The 21,369-nt window shown below is 65.3% G+C and carries 25 protein-coding genes and 1 riboswitch; of the genes, 13 read left to right on the forward strand and 12 right to left on the reverse strand.

The window, feature by feature from the left end; genetic code table 11:
* Nucleotides 1-4 precede the first annotated feature (4 nt).
* The 3 genes from L6D64_RS16035 to L6D64_RS16045 are packed head-to-tail and all read right to left on the reverse strand — an operon-like array spanning nucleotide 5 to nucleotide 2,557.
* On the reverse strand, nucleotides 5-1,270 hold the full coding sequence (locus tag L6D64_RS16035; protein ID WP_176507016.1) for an ABC transporter permease: 1,266 nt from the start codon (nucleotides 1,268-1,270) through the stop codon (nucleotides 5-7).
* Complete coding sequence (locus L6D64_RS16040) at nucleotides 1,270-1,980, reverse strand: ABC transporter ATP-binding protein (RefSeq protein WP_176507018.1); 711 nt, start codon at nucleotides 1,978-1,980, stop codon at nucleotides 1,270-1,272. The genes L6D64_RS16035 and L6D64_RS16040 overlap by 1 nt, the downstream gene beginning before the upstream one ends.
* 1 nt (nucleotide 1,981) lies before the next feature.
* Nucleotides 1,982-2,557 (reverse strand): DUF2796 domain-containing protein, encoded by a 576-nt coding sequence (locus L6D64_RS16045; RefSeq protein ID WP_176507020.1) that lies wholly within the window; start codon nucleotides 2,555-2,557, stop codon nucleotides 1,982-1,984.
* Nucleotides 2,558-2,688: 131 nt separating this feature from the next.
* Here L6D64_RS16045 and L6D64_RS16050 point away from each other — a divergent pair, with 131 nt between their 5' ends.
* A complete protein-coding gene (locus tag L6D64_RS16050; RefSeq protein ID WP_176507022.1) occupies nucleotides 2,689-3,024 on the forward strand; it encodes a hypothetical protein in 336 nt (111 codons plus the stop codon).
* Nucleotides 3,025-3,156: 132 nt separating this feature from the next.
* Here the strand turns inward: L6D64_RS16050 and trxA are convergent, their stop codons facing one another.
* Genes trxA through L6D64_RS16065 form a run of 3 tightly spaced genes read right to left on the reverse strand, consistent with a single transcriptional unit; the run spans nucleotide 3,157 to nucleotide 5,173 of the window.
* On the reverse strand, nucleotides 3,157-4,029 hold the full coding sequence (gene trxA, locus L6D64_RS16055; RefSeq protein WP_176507023.1) for a thioredoxin: 873 nt from the start codon (nucleotides 4,027-4,029) through the stop codon (nucleotides 3,157-3,159).
* A gap of 31 nt (nucleotides 4,030-4,060) precedes the next feature.
* Nucleotides 4,061-4,720 (reverse strand): class I SAM-dependent methyltransferase, encoded by a 660-nt coding sequence (locus L6D64_RS16060; protein WP_176507025.1) that lies wholly within the window; start codon nucleotides 4,718-4,720, stop codon nucleotides 4,061-4,063.
* Nucleotides 4,721-5,173, reverse strand: a complete 453-nt coding sequence (locus L6D64_RS16065; protein ID WP_176507026.1) for a YbaY family lipoprotein — start codon at nucleotides 5,171-5,173, stop codon at nucleotides 4,721-4,723.
* Nucleotides 5,174-5,279: 106 nt separating this feature from the next.
* On the opposite strand from L6D64_RS16065, the gene nrdR reads away from it, so the two are divergent.
* The 12 genes from nrdR (at nucleotide 5,280) to L6D64_RS16125 (ending at nucleotide 14,105) form a co-directional block, all read left to right on the forward strand.
* A complete protein-coding gene (gene nrdR / locus L6D64_RS16070) occupies nucleotides 5,280-5,744 on the forward strand; it encodes a transcriptional regulator NrdR (protein ID WP_054886565.1) in 465 nt (154 codons plus the stop codon).
* 2 nt (nucleotides 5,745-5,746) lie between these two features.
* A complete protein-coding gene (gene ribD / locus L6D64_RS16075; protein ID WP_176507028.1) occupies nucleotides 5,747-6,877 on the forward strand; it encodes a bifunctional diaminohydroxyphosphoribosylaminopyrimidine deaminase/5-amino-6-(5-phosphoribosylamino)uracil reductase RibD in 1,131 nt (376 codons plus the stop codon).
* A gap of 42 nt (nucleotides 6,878-6,919) precedes the next feature.
* Nucleotides 6,920-7,585 carry a riboflavin synthase gene (locus L6D64_RS16080; RefSeq protein WP_176507029.1) on the forward strand — a complete coding sequence of 222 codons (666 nt, stop codon included), beginning with the start codon at nucleotides 6,920-6,922 and terminating at the stop codon, nucleotides 7,583-7,585.
* An 18-nt stretch (nucleotides 7,586-7,603) separates the two neighbouring features.
* Nucleotides 7,604-8,695 (forward strand): bifunctional 3,4-dihydroxy-2-butanone-4-phosphate synthase/GTP cyclohydrolase II, encoded by a 1,092-nt coding sequence (gene ribBA / locus L6D64_RS16085; protein WP_054886550.1) that lies wholly within the window; start codon nucleotides 7,604-7,606, stop codon nucleotides 8,693-8,695.
* Nucleotides 8,696-8,786: 91 nt separating this feature from the next.
* Nucleotides 8,787-9,263: a 6,7-dimethyl-8-ribityllumazine synthase gene (gene ribH / locus L6D64_RS16090; RefSeq protein WP_027917814.1), complete on the forward strand. Its 477-nt coding sequence runs from the start codon at nucleotides 8,787-8,789 to the stop codon at nucleotides 9,261-9,263.
* On the forward strand, nucleotides 9,260-9,760 hold the full coding sequence (nusB, locus tag L6D64_RS16095; protein WP_054886551.1) for a transcription antitermination factor NusB: 501 nt from the start codon (nucleotides 9,260-9,262) through the stop codon (nucleotides 9,758-9,760). The genes ribH and nusB overlap by 4 nt, the downstream gene beginning before the upstream one ends.
* An 18-nt stretch (nucleotides 9,761-9,778) precedes the next feature.
* A complete protein-coding gene (gene thiL / locus L6D64_RS16100; protein WP_176507030.1) occupies nucleotides 9,779-10,747 on the forward strand; it encodes a thiamine-phosphate kinase in 969 nt (322 codons plus the stop codon).
* The gene (locus tag L6D64_RS16105) at nucleotides 10,744-11,247 is read left to right on the forward strand and encodes a phosphatidylglycerophosphatase A family protein (RefSeq protein WP_054886553.1); all 504 of its coding nucleotides are present in this window, start codon (nucleotides 10,744-10,746) and stop codon (nucleotides 11,245-11,247) included. Before thiL ends, L6D64_RS16105 begins: the two co-directional genes overlap by 4 nt.
* A 16-nt stretch (nucleotides 11,248-11,263) precedes the next feature.
* Complete coding sequence (locus L6D64_RS16110) at nucleotides 11,264-12,007, forward strand: substrate-binding periplasmic protein (protein ID WP_176507031.1); 744 nt, start codon at nucleotides 11,264-11,266, stop codon at nucleotides 12,005-12,007.
* A gap of 252 nt (nucleotides 12,008-12,259) precedes the next feature.
* Nucleotides 12,260-12,877, forward strand: coding sequence for a GTP cyclohydrolase II (gene ribA, locus L6D64_RS16115; protein WP_054886555.1), 618 nt, complete (start codon nucleotides 12,260-12,262; stop codon nucleotides 12,875-12,877).
* Nucleotides 12,874-13,293 (forward strand): MFS transporter, encoded by a 420-nt coding sequence (locus L6D64_RS16120; protein ID WP_176507032.1) that lies wholly within the window; start codon nucleotides 12,874-12,876, stop codon nucleotides 13,291-13,293. The genes ribA and L6D64_RS16120 overlap by 4 nt, the downstream gene beginning before the upstream one ends.
* Nucleotides 13,293-14,105 (forward strand): cobalamin-binding protein, encoded by an 813-nt coding sequence (locus L6D64_RS16125; RefSeq protein ID WP_176507033.1) that lies wholly within the window; start codon nucleotides 13,293-13,295, stop codon nucleotides 14,103-14,105. Before L6D64_RS16120 ends, L6D64_RS16125 begins: the two co-directional genes overlap by 1 nt.
* Here the strand turns inward: L6D64_RS16125 and L6D64_RS16130 are convergent.
* The 6 genes from L6D64_RS16130 to L6D64_RS16155 all read right to left on the reverse strand — a co-directional run bounded on the left by L6D64_RS16130 (nucleotide 14,083) and on the right by L6D64_RS16155 (nucleotide 21,323).
* Entirely contained in the window at nucleotides 14,083-15,924 is a 1,842-nt protein-coding gene (locus tag L6D64_RS16130) for a TonB-dependent receptor plug domain-containing protein (RefSeq protein ID WP_176507034.1), read from the reverse strand. The genes L6D64_RS16125 and L6D64_RS16130 overlap by 23 nt on opposite strands.
* Nucleotides 15,925-15,980: 56 nt before the next feature.
* Nucleotides 15,981-17,876 (reverse strand): 1-deoxy-D-xylulose-5-phosphate synthase, encoded by a 1,896-nt coding sequence (dxs, locus tag L6D64_RS16135; protein WP_176507035.1) that lies wholly within the window; start codon nucleotides 17,874-17,876, stop codon nucleotides 15,981-15,983.
* Between the two features lie 155 nt (nucleotides 17,877-18,031).
* Nucleotides 18,032-18,919 (reverse strand): (2E,6E)-farnesyl diphosphate synthase, encoded by an 888-nt coding sequence (ispA, locus tag L6D64_RS16140; protein WP_176507036.1) that lies wholly within the window; start codon nucleotides 18,917-18,919, stop codon nucleotides 18,032-18,034.
* On the reverse strand, nucleotides 18,916-19,158 hold the full coding sequence (locus tag L6D64_RS16145; RefSeq protein WP_008092375.1) for an exodeoxyribonuclease VII small subunit: 243 nt from the start codon (nucleotides 19,156-19,158) through the stop codon (nucleotides 18,916-18,918). The genes ispA and L6D64_RS16145 overlap by 4 nt, the downstream gene beginning before the upstream one ends.
* A 213-nt stretch (nucleotides 19,159-19,371) precedes the next feature.
* Nucleotides 19,372-20,022: a 3,4-dihydroxy-2-butanone-4-phosphate synthase gene (gene ribB / locus L6D64_RS16150; RefSeq protein ID WP_176507037.1), complete on the reverse strand. Its 651-nt coding sequence runs from the start codon at nucleotides 20,020-20,022 to the stop codon at nucleotides 19,372-19,374.
* An 80-nt stretch (nucleotides 20,023-20,102) separates the two neighbouring features.
* Nucleotides 20,103-20,244, reverse strand: a riboswitch (FMN riboswitch).
* A 188-nt stretch (nucleotides 20,245-20,432) separates the two neighbouring features.
* The gene (locus L6D64_RS16155) at nucleotides 20,433-21,323 is read right to left on the reverse strand and encodes an alpha/beta hydrolase (RefSeq protein WP_176507038.1); all 891 of its coding nucleotides are present in this window, start codon (nucleotides 21,321-21,323) and stop codon (nucleotides 20,433-20,435) included.
* Nucleotides 21,324-21,369: the final 46 nt, after the last annotated feature.

Here is a 21,369-nt window from a genome sequence, read left to right on the forward strand (position 1 = left end):
CCTCTCACAGATGAATGGACAGGCCATCGGCCAGCGACTGCCGATAGGCGCGCCAGGCCGGCACGCTGCCCATCAGCAGCGCTGCGCCAAGGATGATAGCCAGCAGTGTCCATTCATGTGCGCTGGGCAAGGCCAGTGGCAGGTACAGGCCGTAGTTGGCCTGGACGTAGCCCTGGGCCAGCGCGATGCCCGCATACAGCAACCCAAGCCCCGCCGCGATACCCGTCACCGCCAGCGCCAGCGCTTCGAGCACCAGCAGCCCGGCGATATGCCATGGCCGCGCGCCCACCGAACGCAGGATCGCCATTTCCCGGCGGCGCTCGTTGAGGCTGGTGAGAATCGCCGTGAGCATGCCGATCAGGCCGGTCAGCACCACGAACAACGACACCACGAACAACGCCTGTTCGGCAGTGCCCATCAGGCTCCACAGCTCCTGCAGGGCAACGCCGGGCAGGATCGCCAGCAACGGCTCGTTGCGGTACTCATTGATCTCGCGCTGCAGGCTGAAGGTGGCGATCTTGTTGTTGAGGCCGAGCATGAACGCGGTAATGGCGGCTGGCTGCAGGTCCATGGTCCGCGCTTGTTCGGCACTGATGCGCCCGGCACCACGAGCCGGCACGCCGTTGTGCCAGTCGATGTGGATGGCCTCCATGCCGCCGAGGCTGATGTGCAGGGTGCGGTCGACCGGCGTGCCGGTGCGCTTGAGCACGCCGACCACGGTGAACGGCTTGTCGTCATGCTTGACCAGGCTGATCGCGGCGACACCGTGCGCCAATACCAGCTTGTCACCGAGCTTGTAGTGCAGCGCGTCGGCCACTTCCGCGCCGAGTACCACTTCGAACGGGTCGCTGGCGAATTCACGGCCCTGGCTCAGCTCCAGGTGCTGCTTGCGGCCGTACTGGTAATGGCTGAAGTAATCGGTGGTGGTACCCATCACCCGATAGCCACGGTGCGAATCACCCAGCGAGATAGGGATTGCCCACTTCACCCGTGGGTCCTGGGCGTAGTGCTGGAAGCTGTCCCAGCGGATGTTGTTGGTGGCGTTGCCGATGCGGAACACCGAGTACAGCAGCAGGTTCACCGACCCCGAGCGGGCGCCGACGATCAGGTCGGTGCCGCTGATGGTGCTGGCGAAGCTGGCGCGCGCTTCGGTGCGCACCCGTTCGACCGCCAGCAGCAGGCATACCGACAGGGCGATGGCGAAGGCGGTGAGGAAGGCGGTGAAGCGGCGGTTGGCCAGGCTGGCCAGGGCAAGGCGGAGCAGGTACATCAGGCCTCCCGGGGCTTGGCGGCGCGGTTGAGTTCGGCCAGGGACAGGTGACGGTCGAACAGCGGTGCCAGGCTCTGGTCATGGCTGACGAACAGCAGGCTGGAACCGGCCGCGCGGCATTCGTCGAACAGCAGGCGGATGAAGGCCTCACGGGTGTCGGCATCCAGTGCCGAGGTCGGCTCGTCGGCGATCACCAGTTCCGGCTGGCCGATCAGTGCGCGAGCAGCCGCAACGCGCTGCTGCTGGCCGATCGACAGGCTGTCGGCACGCCGTGCGAGCAGCGCCGGGTCACCCAGGCCCAGGTGCGCGAGCAGCTCGCTGGCGGCCTGGTCGACGCTGCCGTGGCGCTGAATGGCCCGTTCGGCGCGGCTGCGCGAAAAGCGGCAGGGCAGCTCGACATTCTCGCGCACCGAGAGGAACGGCAGCAGGTTGAACTGCTGGAAGATGTAGCCGGTATGGTCGACCCGGAAGCGGTCACGCGCGCCCTGGCCGAGCACGGCGAGGTCCTGCCCGAGCAACTGGATGCGCCCCTGTCCCGGCCGGTTGACCCCGCCGAGCAGGCCCAGCAGGGTGGTCTTGCCACTGCCGCTGGGGCCTTTGAGGAACAGTGCTTCGCCGGCTTCCAGGCGGAATGCCGGGATATCCAGCAGTGGCGCCTGGCCAGGCCAGGCGAACACCAGGCCTTGCAGATCAATCAACGCCTGGCGCATTTCAGAATGCGACCACGGCCTTGGCGGGCGAAGTCTCGACGCCTTTCTGGCCGTTCGGGCCGATCAGTTGCACGTTGATCTTCTGGGTGGCCGGGAAGGCCTTGTACAGCGGGGCAAGGTCGATCTGGGCCAGTTTTTCCGGGGTGGCGCAGGTCAGTTGGTAGTGGGCATTGATGTCGCTGTGCACGTGGCCTTTCTCATGCTCGTCACCGTCGTCGTCAGCTTTGGCTGCGTCGCCGAACAGTGGGCTTTCCAGCTCTTGCTGGTCTTCCTTGCAGCCGGCGGCCGAGGCCAGGGCGAACAGCTTCAGCGGCTGTTCGAGCTGCTGGCGCACGGCGGCGACCTTGGCCTTGTCAGCATCGCTGCTGGCCATGTGCTCGAAACCGACCAGGTTCATTGCCGGGCTGTCCAGCTCCAGCTCCAGGGTGTTGCCATCGAGCACGGCATTGAGCTTGGCCACGCCATGCTCGTGGGCGGCGAGAGTGCCGTGGGCGTGGTCATGGTCGTGATCGTCGTGGGCATGGGCCACGGCCAGGGGCAGCAGGGCGAAGGGCAGGGCGAGCAGCAGACGATGCATGGACGACTCCGGGGGCGGGCTGGAAGTTTCGGTTATGTTATAACAACTTTTCTTTGCGCCGCCAGCCTGAGTGGCGCAGGTTTCATGTTGCGGTAGCATGGCGGCATTGACCTGAGCTCAAGGAACGCATCGTGAGAATTCGTGGACAGATTGGTGACTGGCCGGTGGACCTGACCATCGAGCTGGAGCCGCAGGAGTGGGCGCAGTTGGGGCGGCAGATCGAGGTGCCGGCGGTTCAGCCGGTAGCCACGGCAGCGGCAACGCGCCAGGACGATGGGCAATGGAATGCGGCGCGTGAGGTGTTGCGCCTGGCAGGGCAGATGAACGGGCCGGAATTGCTAGACCGGCTGGAAGGGCTTGCCGGCAGTACGGTGGCGGGCAAGCGGCTGCTGGTGCGCTTGCGGCACAGCAGTGAGGTGAAGGTAGAGAGTGGCGTGGATGCGCCGGTGTATCACTGGGTAGGGTGAGGTTGCCCATGCGGGCCTCCTCGCGGGTAAACCCGCTTCCACAGCTACTGCACAGCGCTCAAGTGCTGCGCGATCCCTGTAGGAGCGGGTTTACCCGCGAACGAGGCCGAAGCCCTCGCAAAGATTGGCAGGTCAGAACATGGCCGAAGACAGCCGGCGGCGGTAAACACCTACCAGCGGGTGATCACTGCCCAGCAGTTCGAACACCTGCAGCATCGCCTTCTGCGGCAACCCGTTCTCATAGCCACGATTGCGCTGGAACAGCTTCAGCAACCCGTCCAGCGCCGCTTCATACTGCTGACGCGCCAGCTGCTGAACGCTCAGCTGGTAAGCCGCCTCATCATCCTGCGGGTTCTGCGCCAGGCGGCTCTTCAGGTCGGCAACTTCCGGCAGGCTGGCGGCCTGGCGCAGGAAGGTCAGCTGGGCCTTGGCGCCGGCCAGTGCCGCCTTGTGCTCGTCGGTCTTGACCGCATCCAGCACCACTTGGGCCTCGCCCAGTTCGCCACGTTCGGCCAGGCAACGGGCATAGAAGATCAGCGCTTCAGCATTGCTGTTGTCTTCACCCAGCAGTGCCTTCAGCGCAGCCTCGGCCTCGGCGAAGCGGCTTTCGCTGAACAGCACCTTGGCCTGCTCCAGCGGCGAAGCGGTTGGGGCGGGCGGCAGTTGCACATGCGGCTCGAGCATGGCACGGATCGCCGACTCCGGCTGCGCACCGGCAAAGCCGTCAACCGGCTGGCCATCCTTGAACAGCACCACGGTCGGCAGGCTGCGGATGCCGAATTGGGCGACTACCTGCTGTTCGACGTCGCAGTTGATCTTGGCCAGCAGCAGTTCGCCCTGGTAACCCTCGGCGATCTTTGCCAGCAGCGGCATCAGCGCCTTGCACGGCGCGCACCACTCGGCCCAGAAGTCCACCAGCACCGGCTTGTGGAAGGAGTTCTCGATCACCAGTTGCTGGAAGGTGGCATCGGTGGCATCGAAGATATATGGGGTGTCCTGGCTCATCGCGACTCTCGCAAATCCGTGAATGGCACCACTATAAAGGCTCGCGGCTGGCGTGGTACAGGCTGACCCGGCGGAATTCGTGCGGTTCGGCCAGGTCTGGCAGGGTCAGGGCTTCCAGCACGCCAAGCCGCTGGTACAGCGGGTGACTGAAATCACGGACACGTGAGTCGGCCACCAGTGCCTGGCGGCCACGGCCAAGGAAGGCATCGAGCAGCGGCAGGTTGGCGCGGTCATAGAGCACGTCGGCGACCAGGATCAGGTCGAAGCGGTCGGCTTCGGCGAAGAAATCGCTGCTATAGCCCAGCTCGACATGGTTGAGCATGGCGTTGGCACGGCAGGCTTCCAAGGCCAGCGGGTCAAGGTCACAGGCGACCACTTCCAGCGCCCCGGCCCGGGCTGCCGCGATCCCGGCGATGCCGGAGCCGGCACCGAAGTCCAGCACGCGCTTGCCGGCGACCCACTCGGGGTGCGCCGCCAGGTAGCGGGCCATGGCCAGGCCGCTGGCCCAGCAGAAGCTCCAGTACGGTGGTTCTTCGAGGATGCGCCGGGTTTCTTCGCTGCTGAAGGCGCGGTCCATGTTCTGATCATCGATCAGCCACAGCTTCAGCGCACACTCAGGCAGATGGCTGACGACCAGCCGCGCTTCACCGATCAGGCTGCTGAGGGCCTGTTGCAGGGCAAGCGGCGCCACTTACGGCATCTTCTCGAAACGCAGCGGGCCGGTGGCCTGGGTCTGGGCCTGGAGGATCCGCACGGGGGACAGATGCATGATCAACTGGCCGGAACTGCTGGCGCGGCCGCGCAGCTCGACGCGGGCGCCGGCCGGGAAGGCCTCGGGGTTGAAACGCAGGTGATAGGGCAGGGCCTGGCCGGTGCCGGTCAGGTTGCTGCTGGCCAACAGCTGTTGCGGGCGGTCGCGGTCGTCGATGACCAGCAGCGCCAGCTCCACGTCGGCGCCGGCGGGGATTTCCAGCAAGGTGCCGCTCAATTCACGCTGATAGGCCGGCAGCGGCCCAAGCGGTTCGGCGTTTTTCGCCACCTTGGCCGCTGCTGGTGCGGGGGCTGCTTCAGGCTTGGGGCGGTCACTGCCGCAGGCGGCGAGCAGGGAAGCGCAGCACAGCACGACGAGCGCACGAAGATGCATGGGTGGGGTCCTTCACGGGCAGAATTGTATGGATGTTAACCCCTTTGGCTTGTCTTGCCAGTGCAATGCGCTACCATGGCCCTCCCTTTTTTTGTTGCCTGCCACCATGCACTGTCCCTTTTGCGGTGCCAACGACACCAAGGTCATCGACTCGCGTCTGGTCGCCGAGGGCGAACAGGTGCGCCGCCGCCGCGAATGCGTCGCCTGCGGCGAGCGCTTCACCACCTTCGAAACCGCCGAGCTGGTGCTGCCCCGGCTGATCAAGCAGGACGGCACGCGCCAGCCCTTCGATGAAGAGAAGCTGCGTGCCGGCATGCAGCGAGCGCTGGAGAAGCGCCCGGTCAGCATCGAGCGCCTTGAAGCGGCCCTGGCGCATATCAAGAGCCGCCTGCGCGCCACCGGCGAGCGCGAGGTCAAGTCCCTTGTGGTAGGCGAAATGGTCATGGCCGAGCTGCGCAAGCTCGACGAAGTGGCCTATATCCGCTTTGCCTCGGTGTACCGGCGCTTCCAGGACCTCGACGAATTCCGCGAAGAAATCGACCGCCTGGCCCGCGAGCCGGCTAAAGAGTGAGCATGCCCAGCCAGACCGCGATCCTCGACGCCCATTACATGGCCCGCGCGCTGGAGCTGGCGCGCAAGGGTGTGTACACCACCCACCCCAACCCGCGAGTGGGTTGCGTGATCGTCCGCGATGGCGAGGTGGTCGGTGAAGGCTGGCACGTGCGTGCCGGCGAGCCGCATGCCGAAGTGCATGCCCTGCGTCAGGCCGGCGAACGGGCCCGTGGCGCCTGCGCCTACGTGACCCTGGAGCCGTGCAGCCACCATGGCCGCACGCCGCCGTGCGCCGAGGCGCTGGTCAAGGCCGGCGTAGCCCGGGTGGTCGCGGCCATGCAGGACCCCAATCCGCAAGTCGCAGGGCAAGGCCTGCGGCGCCTGGCAGAAGCCGGCATCATCGTGGCCAGCGGCGTGCTCGAAGCCGAAGCCCGCGCCCTCAACCCTGGCTTCCTCAAACGCATGGAACACGGCCTGCCATTCGTCCGCGCCAAGCTGGCCATGAGCCTGGATGGCCGCACCGCCATGGCCAGCGGCGAAAGCCAGTGGATCACCGGGCCGGCTGCCCGCTCGGCAGTGCAGCGCCTGCGCGCCCGTTCCAGCGTGGTGCTGACCAGTGCGGCCAGCGTGCTGGCCGATAACGCGCGGATGACCGTGCGGGGCAGCGAACTGGGGCTGGACGCCGAAACCACCGCCCTGGCACTGAGCCGCACGCCGTTGCGCGTTTTGGTCGACGGCCGCCTGCGTTTGCCGCTGGACGCGCCGTTCTTCCAGGCCGGCCCGGCGCTGGTGGTCACTGCCGTCGCAGATGACGTGCGCTATGCCGCTGCCGGCCATGAGCTGCTCAGCCTGCCGGGCGACAATGGCCAGGTAGACTTGCCGGCGCTGCTGCAGGCGCTGGCCGCCCGCGGCGTCAATGAGATCCTCCTGGAGGCCGGTGCCAGCCTGGTCGGCGCCTTTGCCCAGCGGGGCCTGATCGACGAATACCAGCTGTTCGTCGCCGGTACGTTCCTCGGTTCCCAGGCCCGGCCGTTGCTGGACTGGCCGCTGCAGAAGATGAGCCAGGCACCACGGCTGAAAATCACCGAAATGCGCGCAGTGGGCGATGACTGGCGGGTCACGGCCATCCCTCTGCCGGCGCCCGGCGTATAATGCCGGGCTTGCCCCGCGCGACCCGTTTCTGAGGAAGTCCCCATGTTCACCGGCATCATCGAATCCATCGGCACCATCCGCAGCCTGACCCCCAAGGGCGGTGACGTGCGCGTCTACGTCGAAACCGGCAAGCTCGACCTGGGTGACGTCAAGCTCGGCGACAGCATCGCCGTCAACGGCGTGTGCCTGACCGCCGTCGAACTGCCGGGCAACGGGTTCTGGGCCGACGTCAGTGTCGAGACCCTCAAGCGCACCGCGTTCATCGACCTCAAGAGCGGCAGCAAGGTCAACCTGGAAAAAGCCCTGACCCCGACCACCCGCCTGGGCGGCCACCTGGTCAGCGGCCACGTCGACGGCGTCGGCGAAATCATCTCGCGCAGCGATAGCGCCCGCGCCATCCAGTTCCGGGTGCGTGCGCCCAGGGAGCTGGCCAAGTACATCGCCCACAAGGGTTCGATCACCGTCGACGGCACCAGCCTGACGGTCAACGAGGTCAATGGCGCCGAATTCGAGCTGACCATTGTCCCGCACACCCTGTCCGAAACCATCATGGCCGACTACCGAGCAGGGCGTCGGGTCAACCTTGAGGTCGACTTGCTGGCCCGTTACCTGGAGCGTCTGCTGCTGGGCGACAAGGCTGCCGAACCGAGCAAGGGCAGTGGCATCACCGAAAGCTTCCTGGCCGCCAACGGCTTCTTGAAATCCTGATTGAGAAGGGGGTGCCGAGTGGCGCTCAACAGCATCGAAGAACTGGTCGAAGACATCCGCCAGGGCAAAATGGTCATCCTCATGGATGACGAAGACCGCGAGAACGAAGGCGACATCATCATGGCGGCCGAGTGCTGCCTGCCTGAGCACATCAACTTCATGGCCAAGCACGCCCGCGGCCTGATCTGCATGCCGATGACCCGCGAGCGCTGCGAAACCCTGAAACTGCCGCTGATGGCGCCGCGCAACGGTTCGGGCTTCGGCACCAAGTTCACCGTGTCGATCGAAGCCGCCGAAGGCGTCACCACCGGCATCTCCGCCGCTGACCGCGCACGTACCGTGCAGGCGGCCGCTGCCAAGGACGCCAAGGCCGAAGACATCGTCAGCCCAGGCCACATCTTCCCGCTGATGGCCCAGCCAGGTGGCACCCTGGCCCGCGCCGGCCATACCGAAGCGGCTTGCGACCTGGCGCGCATGGCCGGCTTCGAGCCGAGCGGCGTGATCTGCGAAGTGATGAACGACGATGGCACCATGTCGCGTCGCGCCGAACTGGAAGTGTTCGCCGCTGAACACGGCCTGAAGATCGGCACCATCGCCGACCTGATCCACTACCGCATGATCCACGAACGCACCGTGCAGCGCGTCTCCGAGCAGCCGATCGAGAGCGAGCTGGGCGAGTTCAACCTGGTCACCTACCGTGACTCGGTGGAAGGCGACGTGCACATGGCTCTGACCCTGGGCAACATCTGCGCCGAAGAGCCGACCCTGGTGCGCGTGCACAACATGGACCCACTGCGCGACCTGCTGCTGGTCAAGCAGCCTGGCCGCTGGAGCCTGCGCGCGGCCATGGCCGCCGTGGCCGAGGCGGGCAGCGGCGTGGTGCTGCTGCTGGGCCACCCGCTGGACGGTGACGTGCTGCTGGCGCACATCCGCGAAAGTGCGGGTGATGCACCGACCAAGGCGCCGACCACCTACAGCACCGTCGGTGCCGGTTCGCAGATCCTGCGCGACCTTGGCGTGCGCAAGATGCGCCTGATGAGTTCGCCGATGAAGTTCAATGCGATATCCGGATTCGATCTGGAAGTTGTAGAATACGTGCCCTCCGAGTGACTTGAGGCGGCATTGACGCCCAGAGCTCGAGTCCAGACCCCTGTCGAGGCCGCTTGCAAGCGGCCTCGCTCTTGAAGATGAGAATATCGGAATGACCCTGAAGACCATCGAAGGTACCTTCATCGCCCCCAAAGGTCGCTATGCTTTGGTGGTTGGCCGCTTCAACAGCTTCGTTGTCGAAAGCCTGGTGAGCGGCGCCGTTGATACCCTGGTACGCCACGGTGTCAGCGAAAGCGACATCACCATCATCCGTGCCCCGGGCGCCTTCGAAATCCCGCTGGTGGCACAGAAAGTCGCCCAGCAAGGCGAATACGACGCGATCATCGCCCTGGGCGCCGTGATCCGTGGCGGTACCCCGCACTTCGAATACGTGGCGGGCGAATGCACCAAGGGCCTGGCCCAGGTGTCCATGGAGTTCGGCGTACCGGTGGCCTTCGGCGTTCTGACCGTCGACTCCATCGAACAAGCCATCGAACGCTCCGGCACCAAGGCTGGCAACAAAGGCGGTGAAGCTGCCCTGTCCGCTCTGGAAATGGTCAGCCTGCTGGCGCAGTTGGAGGCCAAGTGATTAGCGACGAAAGCGATCGTTTCAACCCGCGCGATCCAAAACCTGCGGATGCCGGCAAGCCCTCGAAAAGCGCCAAGCGCCGCGAAGCCCGCAAGCTCGCGACCCAGGCCCTGTATCAGTGGCACATGGCCCAGCATTCGCTGAACGAGATCGAAGCGCAGTTCCGGGTCGATAACGATTTTACCGATGTCGACGGTGCCTATTTCCGCGAAATCCTCCACGGGGTCCCGGCGATCAAGGGCGAAATCGACAAGGCGCTGGTGCCATGCATGGCCATCGCCCTGGAAGAGCTCGACCCGGTCGAGCTGGCAGTGCTGCGCCTGTCTACCTGGGAACTGATCAAGCGCGTCGACGTACCGTACCGCGTGGTGATCAACGAAGGCGTGGAACTGGCCAAGGTCTTCGGCGCCACCGATGGCCACAAGTTCGTCAACGGTGTGCTGGACAAGCTCGCCCCGGCCCTGCGTGAAGCAGAAGTCAAGGCGAACAAGCGCTGATCCTGGCGCTGCCTGCCCATGGGTGAGTTCGAGCTGATCAACCATTACTTCGCCGCCGCGCCTTGTGCGCAGGGCGGCGAGGGCGTGGCTCTGGGTATCGGCGACGACTGTGCCCTGCTGGACCTTCCACCCGGTGAACAACTGGCGGTGTCGACCGACACCCTGGTCGCCGGGGTGCATTTCCCTGCTGTCTGCGATCCGCTGCTGCTTGGCCAGCGCTCGTTGGCTGTGGCGGCCAGTGACCTGGCAGCCATGGGCGCGACGGCGATCGGCTTTACCCTCGCCCTGACCCTGCCTGATGTCGGCGCCGACTGGCTGGCGGCCTATGCCGACGGCCTTAGCCGCATGGCCCAGCGTTGCCGCATGAGCCTGATCGGCGGCGACACCACCCGTGGTCCGCTGAGCATCACCATCACCGTGTTCGGCCGCGTGCCGGCCGGGCAGGCGTTGCGCCGCAGCGGCGCACGGCCGGGCGACCTGCTTTGTGTCGGCGGTTTGCTGGGCAATGCCGCAGGGGCATTGCCGCTGGTCCTGGGTGAGCGCGAGGCAGCGGCCGAACTGGGCAAACCGCTGCTCGACCACTACTGGTCACCGATGCCTCAGCTCCACCTTGGCCAACGCTTGCGTGGCCGGGCTACCGCGGCGCTGGATATTTCCGATGGCCTGCTCGCTGACTGTGGGCATATCGCCAAGGCGTCCGGGGTCGCACTCGAGGTGAACCTGGCCCAGGTGCCAGTGTCTGCTGCTCTGGAAGCCTTCCTTGGCCACGATGCGGCTCGGCAGGCAGCGTTGACCGGCGGCGACGACTACGTACTGGTTTTCACCCTGCCGCCTGCCGCGCTCGCTCCGCTGGCCGACCTCGAACTTGCCGAGGTGCACGTCATCGGCCGCGTACTCGAAGGCCAGGGTGTGACCCTGCGCGACCCGCAGGGCCAGGACATCACCCCGGTTGAACGGGGCTATCAACACTTTAGGGAGACACCGTGACCGACCACCCCAACCAGGTGCCTGCGGAGTTCGTTCCGCCATCGGTCTGGCGCAACCCGTGGCACTTCATCGCTTTCGGCTTCGGCTCCGGCACCCTGCCCAAGGCGCCCGGCACCTGGGGCTCGATGGTAGCGATCCCGTTCATCCCGCTGTGGCAGATGCTGCCTGACTGGGGCTACTGGCTGTTGCTGGGCGTGACCATGCTGTTCGGCTTCTGGCTGTGCGGCAAGGTCGCCAACGACTTGCGTGTGCACGACCATGAAGGCATTGTCTGGGACGAAATGGTCGGCATGTGGATCACCCTGTGGCTGGTGCCGGAAGGGTGGCAGTGGCTTCTCGCGGGGTTCCTGATGTTCCGCTTCTTCGACATCCTCAAGCCATGGCCGATTCGCTGGATCGATCGCCATGTGCACGGCGGTGTCGGGATCATGCTCGACGATATCCTGGCCGGTGTATTTGCCTGGCTGGGCATGCAGATTCTGGTGTGGGCGGTGGGCTGAAGCAGGGAGCGTTTCGATGGCCATAAGGACTGTGCTGCTGGCAATGATGCTGAGCTTCGCCCCCTGGGCGGTGGCGGCCGATGCATTACCCAAGCAGATTCATCTGGTCAGCGAAGAGTGGATCGACTACACCAATGCCGATGGCAGTGGTATGGCCTGGGATGTGTTGCGCAAGGTGTTCGAGCCTGCAGGGGTCAAGGTGTTGACCCAGAGTGCGCCGTACAGCCGTGCGGTTGGCCTGGTCAAACGTGGCGAGGCGGACGCCTGGGTCGGGTCTTACAAGGAAGAAATCGACGACAACCTGTATCCGCGCTGGCATTTCGACATGGACCACATCTACGCCCTGGGCCTGGCCAGCAAGCCGGTGCCGACCTTGGCCACTGTCGGCCGTTACCGCCTGGCCTGGGTGCGCGGCTATGACTACGGCAGTTACCTGCCCAACGCGCACAACTTCCGCGAAATCCAGCGCCGCGAAGGCATCCTGCCGATGCTCGAGCACGGGCGGGTGGACTTCTACATCGATGCGCAAACCGAAGTCGACCATGTGCTCGGGCAGACCTCGCAGCCGGAGCGTTTTCGCAGCACCCATGTGGCCGAACTGCCCTTGTACCTGGCGTTTGCCAAGACCGAACACGCCAAGGCGTTGCGCGACCTGTTCGATAAACGCATGGCCGAGCTGGTGCACAGCGGCGAGTTGAAGCCGATCTTCGAGCACTGGAAGCAGCCGTACCCCTTCACTGCGAACAGCAAACCGCAGTAAGACCACAGTCTCATGGCCTGCGTAGGCCCCCCTGTGGGAGCGGGTTTACCCGCGAAGCAAGCGACGCGGTGGCTGGCACCGGCTTTGCCGGTGTTCGCGGGTGAACCCGCTCCCACATGAATCGCCCAGGGCAGAGGCAGCTAAGCATCGAACTTTTCGATCTTAAGCCACGGTATTCAACGAGCGCACACGCAGCGACCTGCTGATACAATCGGCTCACGAGAAATTTCCTACTTAATCCAGGAGCACAACGTGCCCGTCGTCTTTGTTGCCGCCTCGAAACTCCCGACTCCCTTTGCGATCTTCACCATGCATGGCTTCCTCGACGAAGCCACAGGCCGTGAGCACGTCGTGCTCAGCCTGGGTGATATCGCCGACGGCGAGCCGGTGCTGGGGCGCCTGCACTCCGAGTGCCTGACCGGCGATGCCCTGTTCAGCCAGCGCTGCGACTGCGGTTCGCAGCTGGAAGCCGCGCTGCAGGCGATCGCCCGGGAAGGCCGTGGCGTGCTGCTGTACCTGCGTCAGGAAGGCCGCGGCATCGGCCTTCTGAACAAGATCCGTGCCTATGAACTGCAGGATGGTGGTGCCGACACCGTCGAGGCCAACGAGCGCCTGGGCTTTGCCGCGGACCAGCGCGACTACGCCATGTGCCTGCCGATGCTGGAACACCTGGGTGTGAAATCGCTGCGCCTGATGACCAACAACCCGCGCAAGGTCAAAGCGCTGACCGACATGGGTATCAAGGTCGCCGAGCGCGTGCCGCTGCACACCGGGCACAACCCGCACAACCGCTACTACCTGGCGACCAAGGCCGGCAAGCTTGGCCACATGCTCGGTAATGAACACCAGGGCGAGGCGCCCCAGGCGTGACCCGGGGTGAGGTCAAGCGGCGCCTGGCGCTGGCCTGGTGGCAATACCTGGCAGTCGGCCTGGTGCCGCTGCCAGTGATGGCCTGGGCCTTTGGCGGTGGTGATGCTTTGATTCCGGTGCTGGCGATGCCCCTGTTCATCGCCGGCGCCGCAACCATGTTCCTCAGCCTGCCGCGCTTTGGCGCCTACAAGCGGGCACTGATCGCCACCTCCAAGGTGCTGGGCACGGCTGAAGAGCCGGCCGCCTGGATCGCCCTGGCGCGAGTGCGGCGCATGGCCATGCTGTTCGCCTGCTTCCCGGCCTGGGTTGCTGCGCTGTCCGTGCTGGTCGGGTTGGAGGCAGTGCCGCAGATTCTTCTGGCGCTGTCGACCGTGGTGCTGCTTTACCTCTACCGTATTCCGCGTCAGCTGGGCTGATGCGCGTCCTGCTCTGCCTGATGGCGCTGCTCGCCCTTGCCGCAAGGGCAGACGAGCCTTTGCGCGTGGTCAGCCTTGCGCCGTCGATGAGCGAAATCATGCTCGAATTGCACGCCGATGACCTGCTGGTGGGTGTGCTCGATGGCGGCGAGCGGCCGCCAGCCTTGCAGCGGCTGCCTTCGGTCGGCCGCCAGGGCCAGCTGGACGTGGAAACCCTGCTCAGCCTCAACCCCGACCTGCTACTGCTCTGGCCCGGCAGCGTGGCGCCGGCCCAGCGCGACCAGCTCAAGCGCCTGGGCATTGCCACTTACAGCGCCGAACCCCACGACCTGAACCAGCTGCTCGACCAGATCGAGGCCATTGCCGTGCGTATCGGGCGGGGTGGGCAAGGCCGGCCCTACGTGCAAGCCCTGCGCGCACGCCTGCAGCAACTGCGCCAGCAATACCGGCGCGAGCAACCACTGCGGGTGTTCTACCAGGTATGGGACCGGCCGCTGTACACACTGGGCGGACGGCAGGTGGTCAGCGATGCCCTGGCGGTGTGTGGGGCGCGCAATGTCTTTGCCGATCTGGACCAGCCGGCACCGCAGGTGAATGTCGAGTCGGTACTGATCCGCGACCCACAAGTGATCCTGGCGGGTGACGAGGCGCAGCTGGCGAGCTGGAAGGCCTGGCCACGGCTGAGCGCGGTGGCAGGCAAGGGCTTGCTGGTCGTGCCGGACAAGGGCCTGGAGCGGCCCAGCGGGCAAATGATCGAGGCTACTGCCCGCCTGTGCGCGTTGCTGGCGGCTAGTGTGCCGGCGTCCAGGTGACGCTGAACAGCGCGGTGCGGCCTTCTTCGCGGTAGCCGTAATTGTTACCCAGGTAGCTGTAATGGGTGCGGCTGTACTGTCGGTCCAATAAGTTATCCAGTTTCAAATCGAATTTCAGTTCTTGGCTTGCAGCCCAGCTGCCACGGAGGCCGATGACGCCGTAGCCACCGATTGGGTCGGTATTAGCTTCGTCGTTGTAGCTGCTGCTGGCGGCCTGCCAACTAGCCCCTAGGCTGAAACGGTCGAACTGACGGTCGATATCAAGGCTCAAGGTGCGTCTGGCCCGTCGAGAAAGGGTGTGGCCGTTTTCGCGGTTGCGTGGATCGATCAGTGCCATGCCCAGTCGCGACATCCAACCGTTCCACTCCTGGCTCAGCGCTACTTCAACGCCGTTGATTCGGGCGGAGCCGACGTTCTCAGGCTGATCGCTGTATTCGATCGCGTCACGCAGATCGGTGCGATAAAGCGATGTTTCCAACCTGCTGCTCTCGCTCAACTGGCTGCGCCACTGCAGCTCGTAGCTTTTCGAGTGTTCAGGCTTCAAATCCGGGTTGTTGTAACCGGGGAAGTACAAGTCGTTGAAAGTGGGGGCGCGGAAACCTTCGCTGTACGACAGCAGTACATCGTTGGCTTGGTTGAGCGGTACAGTCAGGCTGCCGCTCCAAGTGCTCTGTCCGCCGAACTGCTGGTTCTTGTCGTGGCGCAGGCCAAGTTCGGTGGAAAAATGCTCCCCACGGAAGCGATGCTGGGCGAATACCGCGCGATTCCAGCGGCTGTCTTCGGTGAAATCGGTGCTCGCGTGGACGCGGTCTTCATACCAGTCGCCGCCGAGCATCAAACTGTTGCTGTCGTCCAGTGTGAGGGTGTTCTGCCAGGTTGCCTGGTCACGGTATGTCGTGAACGGAAAGCTTGAATGGCTGATTTTGTCTCGGCTTTCATCGCGATTCTCACTGTGGGCCAGCTCGAGGCGAGTGTTCCATTGCTCGGCTACTTGCGCATCCAGATAACTGCCTAGGCTGCTGACAGCGAAGTTCGAATAGGGTTCTTGTGGGCTGGATCCTCGTGGTTCGTCGTACTCGTGTCGCCCGCGGCTGTCGAGCAGGTTCAGGCCGGCTTCGAAGCGCTCGCCAAAGGTATGGCTCAGGCTCAGGTTGAGCGACTTGTTGCGGTAGGCGTCGTGGTCGCCGTCACTGGCGAACGACGGACCTGTCGAGTCGATACCCGCTGTTTCATCCAGGCTGGCGCCGAGATTGAAGCGGGTGGCATCGTCACCGCCAGATAGCCCGAGGCTGCGCTGGAACGTCTGGTTGCTGCCCGCCGCTAGGCGCAGGCGGGGTTGCAGGCCGGCACCGCTGCTGCGGCGGGTGAAGATCTGGATCACCCCGCCAATGGCATCGCTGCCATACACGGCCGAGCGCGAACCACGCAGCACTTCGACGCGTTCGATCTGGTCGACATCGAGAAACTGCAGGCCGCTGTCGCCGGAGGTGGCATTGGCGATACGCACGCCATCGACCAGCACCAGGCTCTGGGCGGCCTTGGTGCCGCGGATGAAGATGCCAGGCAGGCTGCCGCGGCCTCCGGTGGGCGCGACTTGCACGCCCGGCACGCGGGTGAGCAGGTCGGTGACGCTGCTGGGTTGCAGGCGGTCGATGTCGGCGCGGGTGAAGACGGTATTGGCGGCGCTGGTGGCGCTGCGCGATTCGACCTGGCGGTTGGCGCTGATCAATATGTCGGGGAGCTTGAGGGCGTCGTCGCGTTCAGCGGCCAGCAGGGGTAGGGGGAGGCAGAGCAGCGGTGCAAAGGTCAGGATTCTCATGGGCAACACACTTGTATTCGCGGCGGTTCGGCGCCCTGAACCGCCGCGAACAGGCCCTAGAGGCCGAGCCTGGCCATGCGGGCTTTCACCGAGGCCTCGATGCCAGCGGCATCCAGCCCGCACTCGGCCAGCATCTGCGCCGGTTTGGCATGCTCGACATAGATATCCGGCAACCCCAGGTGCAGCAGCGGCTTGACCACGCCTGCATGGGCCAGGAACTCGCCCACGGCCGCTCCGGCGCCGCCCATGATGCTGTTCTCTTCAACGGTCACCAGCAGCTCATGGCTGGCAGCCAGTTCCAGCACCAGGGCCTCGTCCAGCGGTTTGACGAAGCGCATGTCGACCACGGTGGCATTGATTTGCTCGGCCACTTGCAGCGCCTCGGCCAACTGCACGCCGAACACCAGCAGGGCGACTTTCTCGCCACGGCGGCGCACCACGCCTTTGCCGATTTCCAACGGTTCGAGGTCGCCACTGATCGGTGCATTCGGGCCGGTGCCGCGCGGGTAGCGCACAGCGGCCGGGCCGTTGTACAGGTGGCCGGTGCTGAGCATCTTGCGCAGTTCGTTCTCGTCGCTCGGGGCCATCACCAGCATGCCGGGGATGCAGCGCAGGTACGACAGGTCGTAGGCGCCAGCGTGAGTCGGGCCGTCTTCGCCGACCAGGCCGGCACGGTCGATGGCGAACAGCACGTCGAGGTTCTGCACCGCCACGTCGTGGATCAGCTGATCGTAACCGCGCTGCAGGAAGGTGGAGTAGATCGCCACCACTGGCTTGCTGCCTTCGCAGGCCATGCCTGCGGCCAGGGTCACCGCGTGCTGTTCGGCGATCGCCACGTCGAAGTAGCGCTCGGGGTAGCGTTCGCTGAAATCGACCAGGTCGGAGCCTTCCTTCATCGCCGGGGTAATGCCCACCAGGCGGTTGTCGGCGGCGGCCATGTCGCACAGCCACTGGCCGAACACTGCAGAGTACTTTGGCCCGCTGACCTTTTTCGGCGCCGCCGGCTTGTCGGCGGGTTCGAGCTTGGTGATGGCGTGGTAGCCGATCGGATCGACCTCGGCCGGGGCGAAGCCCTTGCCCTTCTTGGTCACCACGTGCAGGAACTGCGGGCCTTTGAGGTCACGCATGTTGCGCAGGGTGGCGATCATGGTCGGCAGGTCATGGCCGTCGATCGGGCCGATGTAGTTCCAGCCCAGCTCTTCGAACAGCGTGCCCGGCACCAGCATGCCTTTGGCATATTCCTCGGTGCGACGGGCGATTTCCCAGGCACCGGGCAGGCGCGACAGCACCTTCTTGCTGCCCTCGCGCATGCTCGCGTAGGTGCGGCTGGAGAGGATCTTGGCCAGGTAGTTGGACAGGCCACCGACATTGCGCGAAATCGACATGTCGTTGTCGTTGAGGATCACCAGCATGTCGGCGTTGACTTCCTGGGCGTGGTTCAACGCTTCGAAGGCCATGCCGGCAGTAAGGGCACCATCGCCGATCACGGCGATCGACTTGCGGGCGCTGTTTTGCAGACGGGCGGCTATGGCCATGCCCAGCGCAGCGCTGATCGACGTGCTCGAGTGGCCGACGCCAAAGGTGTCGTATTCGCTTTCGCTGCGACGCGGGAAGGCGGCGATGCCGTCTTTCTGGCGCAGGCTGAGCATGCGGTTGCGGCGGCCAGTGAGGATCTTGTGCGGGTAGGCCTGATGGCCGACGTCCCACACCAGCCGGTCATCCGGGGTGTCGAAAACGTAATGCAGCGCGATCGTCAGCTCGATGACGCCCAGGCCGGCGCCAAAATGCCCACCGGTCTGACCAACGGTATAGAGCAACTCCTGGCGCAACTCGTCGGCCAGGGTCTCCAGGTCGGCTTCGGCCAGCCGGCGCAGGCCGGCAGGCGTGTCAGCGCGGTCGAGCAACGGCGTGACCGGGCGTTCGCGGGGGATCTCTTGAAACGTCGTGGGCATCAGGCGAGTCGTTATAGGTGTGTGAAGACGCGGCAGTTTACCCCATTGTGGGAAAAGTGCCCATTCGACCACGGGTTACGCGGACCCTGTGGGAGCGGGTTTACCCGCGAATGCTCGCGGGTAAACCCGCTCCCACAGGGGATTGGTATCAAGCCTTAATGGCGGCGTTCGACGATATAGCGCGCCAACGCCCGCAGCGGCTCGGCGGCTTCGCCAAAGCCTTGCAAGGCGATCAGCGCCTGGTCGCGCAGTTCGAGTGCGTAGGCCTTGGCGGCTTCCAGCCCCAGCAGCGCCGGGTAGGTCGGTTTGTCCCGGGCGATATCGGCACCTTGGCGCTTGCCGAGGGTGGCGGTATCGCTTTCCACGTCAAGGATATCGTCCTGCACCTGAAATGCCAGGCCGATCGCCTGTGCATAAGTCTGCAGCGCATCCAGTTGTGCCTGCTCGGCGCGGGCACTGGCCAGGGCGCCGAGGCGCACACTGGCTTCGATCAGGGCGCCGGTCTTGTGCCGGTGCATGAATTCCAGGGCCTGCTGGTCCAGCTTCAGGCCGACCGAGCCGAGGTCGATGGCCTGGCCGCCGACCATGCCCGCAGGGCCTGCTGCCTTGGCCAGGGCCTGGACCATGGCCAGGCGGGTGCTGTCGGCTTGCGGGCTCAGGCGTGGGTCGAGCAGGGCGCTGAACGCCAGGCTCTGCAAACCGTCACCGGCAAGAATCGCGCAGGCTTCGTCGAAGGCCTTGTGGGTAGTCGGCTGGCCACGGCGCAAGTCGTCGTCGTCCATGGCCGGCAGGTCGTCATGCACCAGCGAATAGGCGTGGATCAGTTCCACCGCACAGGCCGCACCGTTGGCGTGCTCGGCTGGGGCGCCAAGGGCTTCGCAGGCGGCATAGGCGAGCAGCGGGCGCACGCGCTTGCCGCCGTTCATCACGCTGTAGCGCATGGCGGCGTAAAGCCGCTCCAGCTCCTTGGTCGGGGCGACGAACAGCGGTTCGAGGGCGGCGTCGACACGGGCCTGGCAGCTGGCCTGGTAAGCAGTGATCATGCCTCTGGCTCCGCATCGAACGGCTGCGCGGCCAGTTCGCCGTCACGTTCCAGCAGGATCTGCACTTTCTGTTCGGCCTGGGCCAGGGCGCCCTGGCAGTCGCGGGTCAGGGCGATGCCTTGCTCGAACGCGGCCAGCGAGTCTTCCAGCGACAGTTCGCCGTTCTCCAGGCGCTCAACCAGGGCTTGCAGGTCGGCGAGGGATTGTTCGAAATCGATGGAGGCTTTTTTGCGGGCCATGGCGACAGTCTCGTTGGCGGGTCAGAACCGCGCGACGTTAGCAGAGCGGGGCTAGGGGAGCAAACTTCCGCTGGGTTCACTGGCTTTTTCGCGGGTGCACCCGCGCCTACAGGTTGTGCACCGGGTTCAGCATTGGCGCCGTCACTGTAGGAGCGGGTTAGTCGGGGCGCCGAACCGCCGCGAATGGGCCGCAAAGCGGCCCGGCGTGATGGCTCAGGCGAGCTCGGCTTCCAGCTCGACCATGGCCTCACGGCACCGCGCCAGCTCTTCGATCGTCAGCACCGGCAGGTTGTAGTGCCGCGCATACACCGCCACCTGTTCACCCCGCGCCATGCTGCCATCAGGGTTCATCAGTTCGCACAGCACCGCCGCCGGCCGCAGCCCGGCCAGGCGCGCCAGGTCCACCGAGCCCTCGGTGTGGCCACGACGGGTCAGCACGCCACCCTCACGCGCGCGCAGCGGGAACACATGGCCCGGGCTGACGATATGGCGCTGTTCGGCGGTCGAGCGTAGCGCCGCTTCGATGGTGGTGATGCGGTCCTGGGCGGAAACGCCGGTGCTCACGCCTTCGGCTGCCTCGATGGTGACGGTGAAGCCGGTGCCGTGACGGGCCTGATTGTTCTGCACCATCGGCGCCAGTTGCAGGGCATCGACAGTGGCTTCGTCCAGGCACAGGCAGACGATGCCGCTGCAATCGCGGATCATCATGGCCATGGTCTGCAGCGACAGGTTCTCGGCCGCGGCGACGATATCGGCTTCGTCCTCGCGGTCGTCATCGTCGAGCAGCAGCACAGGGCGCCCGGCCTGGAAGGCGGCGATGGCGGCGGACACATTGGGAAATTGTTTTTGCAGCAAAGGGGACATGAAACGCTCCTCGTGATTGATCGATGAACGTCTCGGGGCGAACAAAATGCGCGCACAGGGGCGCCCGAATGGCCCCTGCCTGACGCCTTCTTTCATCCGGACTATGACCGTCGGCTCTGGAGTCGCACCAGATCTGCTGACCCCCGGCATGGCCGGGGCGCTCGCGGGCTCATCTTTCGATTTACCGCCGGTGGGGACTTTCACCCCGCCCTGAAGACCGGCCAAGCATACAGCACTGTGCCACCTTGCTGGCAAGCCGCCGTTCTACGACCTTCGGCGATAGGTTGTGTGCATGTCTTGGGATGTTTGGCGCCTGAGAGATCGAGCGCCGCCCGGGCGGCGCTCGGTCTCACAGGCGCTGAAAATGCTGTGACGAACACCTCTGAGCCCCGACCCGGTCTAAATAAATCCTACCGCGACATTTCTTCAATCACCTTACCCAGCGAAGCCGGCAGCATCGGCCCATGCCCCAACCCTTCCAATCGCTCATAACGCACCTGCAACCCCTGCACCTTGGCCAGATCAGCTGCCAACTCCCTAGCCGGCCGCTCCACATCGCCCTTCACCGCCATGCGCGGATGCGCCGGCTCCTCACTCCCGCGCATCAACAACAACCGCGGCCGGCTATCACCCAGGCGCTGCTGCAACCCCTGCGCCTCACCCACGACTGCCCCATCGTTCCACCACAGCGACGGGCTGGCCGCCGCATACTCACTGAACGCACCAGGCCGGGTGAACAGTGCATGCAGCACCGCCAGGCCCCCGTAGGAATGCCCCCACAGCGTCTGCCGCTGCGGGTCGATCGGCGCCACGCCCGCCACCAGCGGGCGCATCTTCTGGGTCAGCAGATCAAGAAACGCATCCACCCCACCGCTGGGCTCACCTGTCAGCGGATCGCGCTGCGCGGCCTGCCCTGGCACTGCCGGGGTGTAATCGAAAGTACGCCCGGCCCGCTCGATGCGCTGGTCAGTCTGGTAGCCCACGGCTACCAGCAGCGGCGCCTGGCCGGCGGCGAGCTGGCTCAGTTGCTGGTCGTTCAGTGCACCCAGCGCGGCATTGCCGTCGAGCATCCACAGCACCGGATAACCGGCGGCAGGCGCCGGGCGATCCGGCTTGCCGACCCACAGGCGGTAGTGGCGCTGGCCGTCGGCCGAATCCAGGTCGAAGTGGCTGAAGCGGTAGGCCAGATCCTGGCGCTGCAGCAGCGAGGTGTCCATCTTCTGCTCACGCGTTGGCTGCGCCACGACAACAGGCGCGGCCAAAGCCAGCGCCATGATCAGGGGCAGGGTCATCTTGCTCATCTGGCGTCTCGTCAGGGCCTTGCAAGGCGCGCAAGGCGTGTGAGGC

The sequence above is a fragment of the Pseudomonas urethralis genome, assembly GCF_021602465.1.
GTDB lineage: Bacteria > Pseudomonadota > Gammaproteobacteria > Pseudomonadales > Pseudomonadaceae > Aquipseudomonas > Aquipseudomonas vlassakiae.

Excerpts from the sequence above, each read along its gene's own strand:
- L6D64_RS16035 (WP_176507016.1), bottom strand. The coding sequence starts at position 1,270 with ATGTACCTGCTCCGCCTTGCCCTGGCCAGCCTGGCCAACCGCCGCTTC.
- L6D64_RS16040 (WP_176507018.1), bottom strand. The coding sequence starts at position 1,980 with ATGCGCCAGGCGTTGATTGATCTGCAAGGCCTGGTGTTCGCCTGGCCT.
- L6D64_RS16045 (WP_176507020.1), bottom strand. The coding sequence starts at position 2,557 with ATGCATCGTCTGCTGCTCGCCCTGCCCTTCGCCCTGCTGCCCCTGGCC.
- trxA (WP_176507023.1), bottom strand. The coding sequence starts at position 4,029 with ATGAGCCAGGACACCCCATATATCTTCGATGCCACCGATGCCACCTTC.
- L6D64_RS16065 (WP_176507026.1), bottom strand. The coding sequence starts at position 5,173 with ATGCATCTTCGTGCGCTCGTCGTGCTGTGCTGCGCTTCCCTGCTCGCC.
- nrdR (WP_054886565.1), top strand. The coding sequence starts at position 5,280 with ATGCACTGTCCCTTTTGCGGTGCCAACGACACCAAGGTCATCGACTCG.
- ribD (WP_176507028.1), top strand. The coding sequence starts at position 5,747 with ATGCCCAGCCAGACCGCGATCCTCGACGCCCATTACATGGCCCGCGCG.
- L6D64_RS16080 (WP_176507029.1), top strand. The coding sequence starts at position 6,920 with ATGTTCACCGGCATCATCGAATCCATCGGCACCATCCGCAGCCTGACC.
- ribH (WP_027917814.1), top strand. The coding sequence starts at position 8,787 with ATGACCCTGAAGACCATCGAAGGTACCTTCATCGCCCCCAAAGGTCGC.
- thiL (WP_176507030.1), top strand. The coding sequence starts at position 9,779 with ATGGGTGAGTTCGAGCTGATCAACCATTACTTCGCCGCCGCGCCTTGT.
- L6D64_RS16110 (WP_176507031.1), top strand. The coding sequence starts at position 11,264 with ATGGCCATAAGGACTGTGCTGCTGGCAATGATGCTGAGCTTCGCCCCC.
- L6D64_RS16125 (WP_176507033.1), top strand. The coding sequence starts at position 13,293 with ATGCGCGTCCTGCTCTGCCTGATGGCGCTGCTCGCCCTTGCCGCAAGG.
- L6D64_RS16130 (WP_176507034.1), bottom strand. The coding sequence starts at position 15,924 with ATGAGAATCCTGACCTTTGCACCGCTGCTCTGCCTCCCCCTACCCCTG.
- dxs (WP_176507035.1), bottom strand. The coding sequence starts at position 17,876 with ATGCCCACGACGTTTCAAGAGATCCCCCGCGAACGCCCGGTCACGCCG.
- ispA (WP_176507036.1), bottom strand. The coding sequence starts at position 18,919 with ATGATCACTGCTTACCAGGCCAGCTGCCAGGCCCGTGTCGACGCCGCC.
- L6D64_RS16145 (WP_008092375.1), bottom strand. The coding sequence starts at position 19,158 with ATGGCCCGCAAAAAAGCCTCCATCGATTTCGAACAATCCCTCGCCGAC.
- ribB (WP_176507037.1), bottom strand. The coding sequence starts at position 20,022 with ATGTCCCCTTTGCTGCAAAAACAATTTCCCAATGTGTCCGCCGCCATC.
- L6D64_RS16155 (WP_176507038.1), bottom strand. The coding sequence starts at position 21,323 with ATGAGCAAGATGACCCTGCCCCTGATCATGGCGCTGGCTTTGGCCGCG.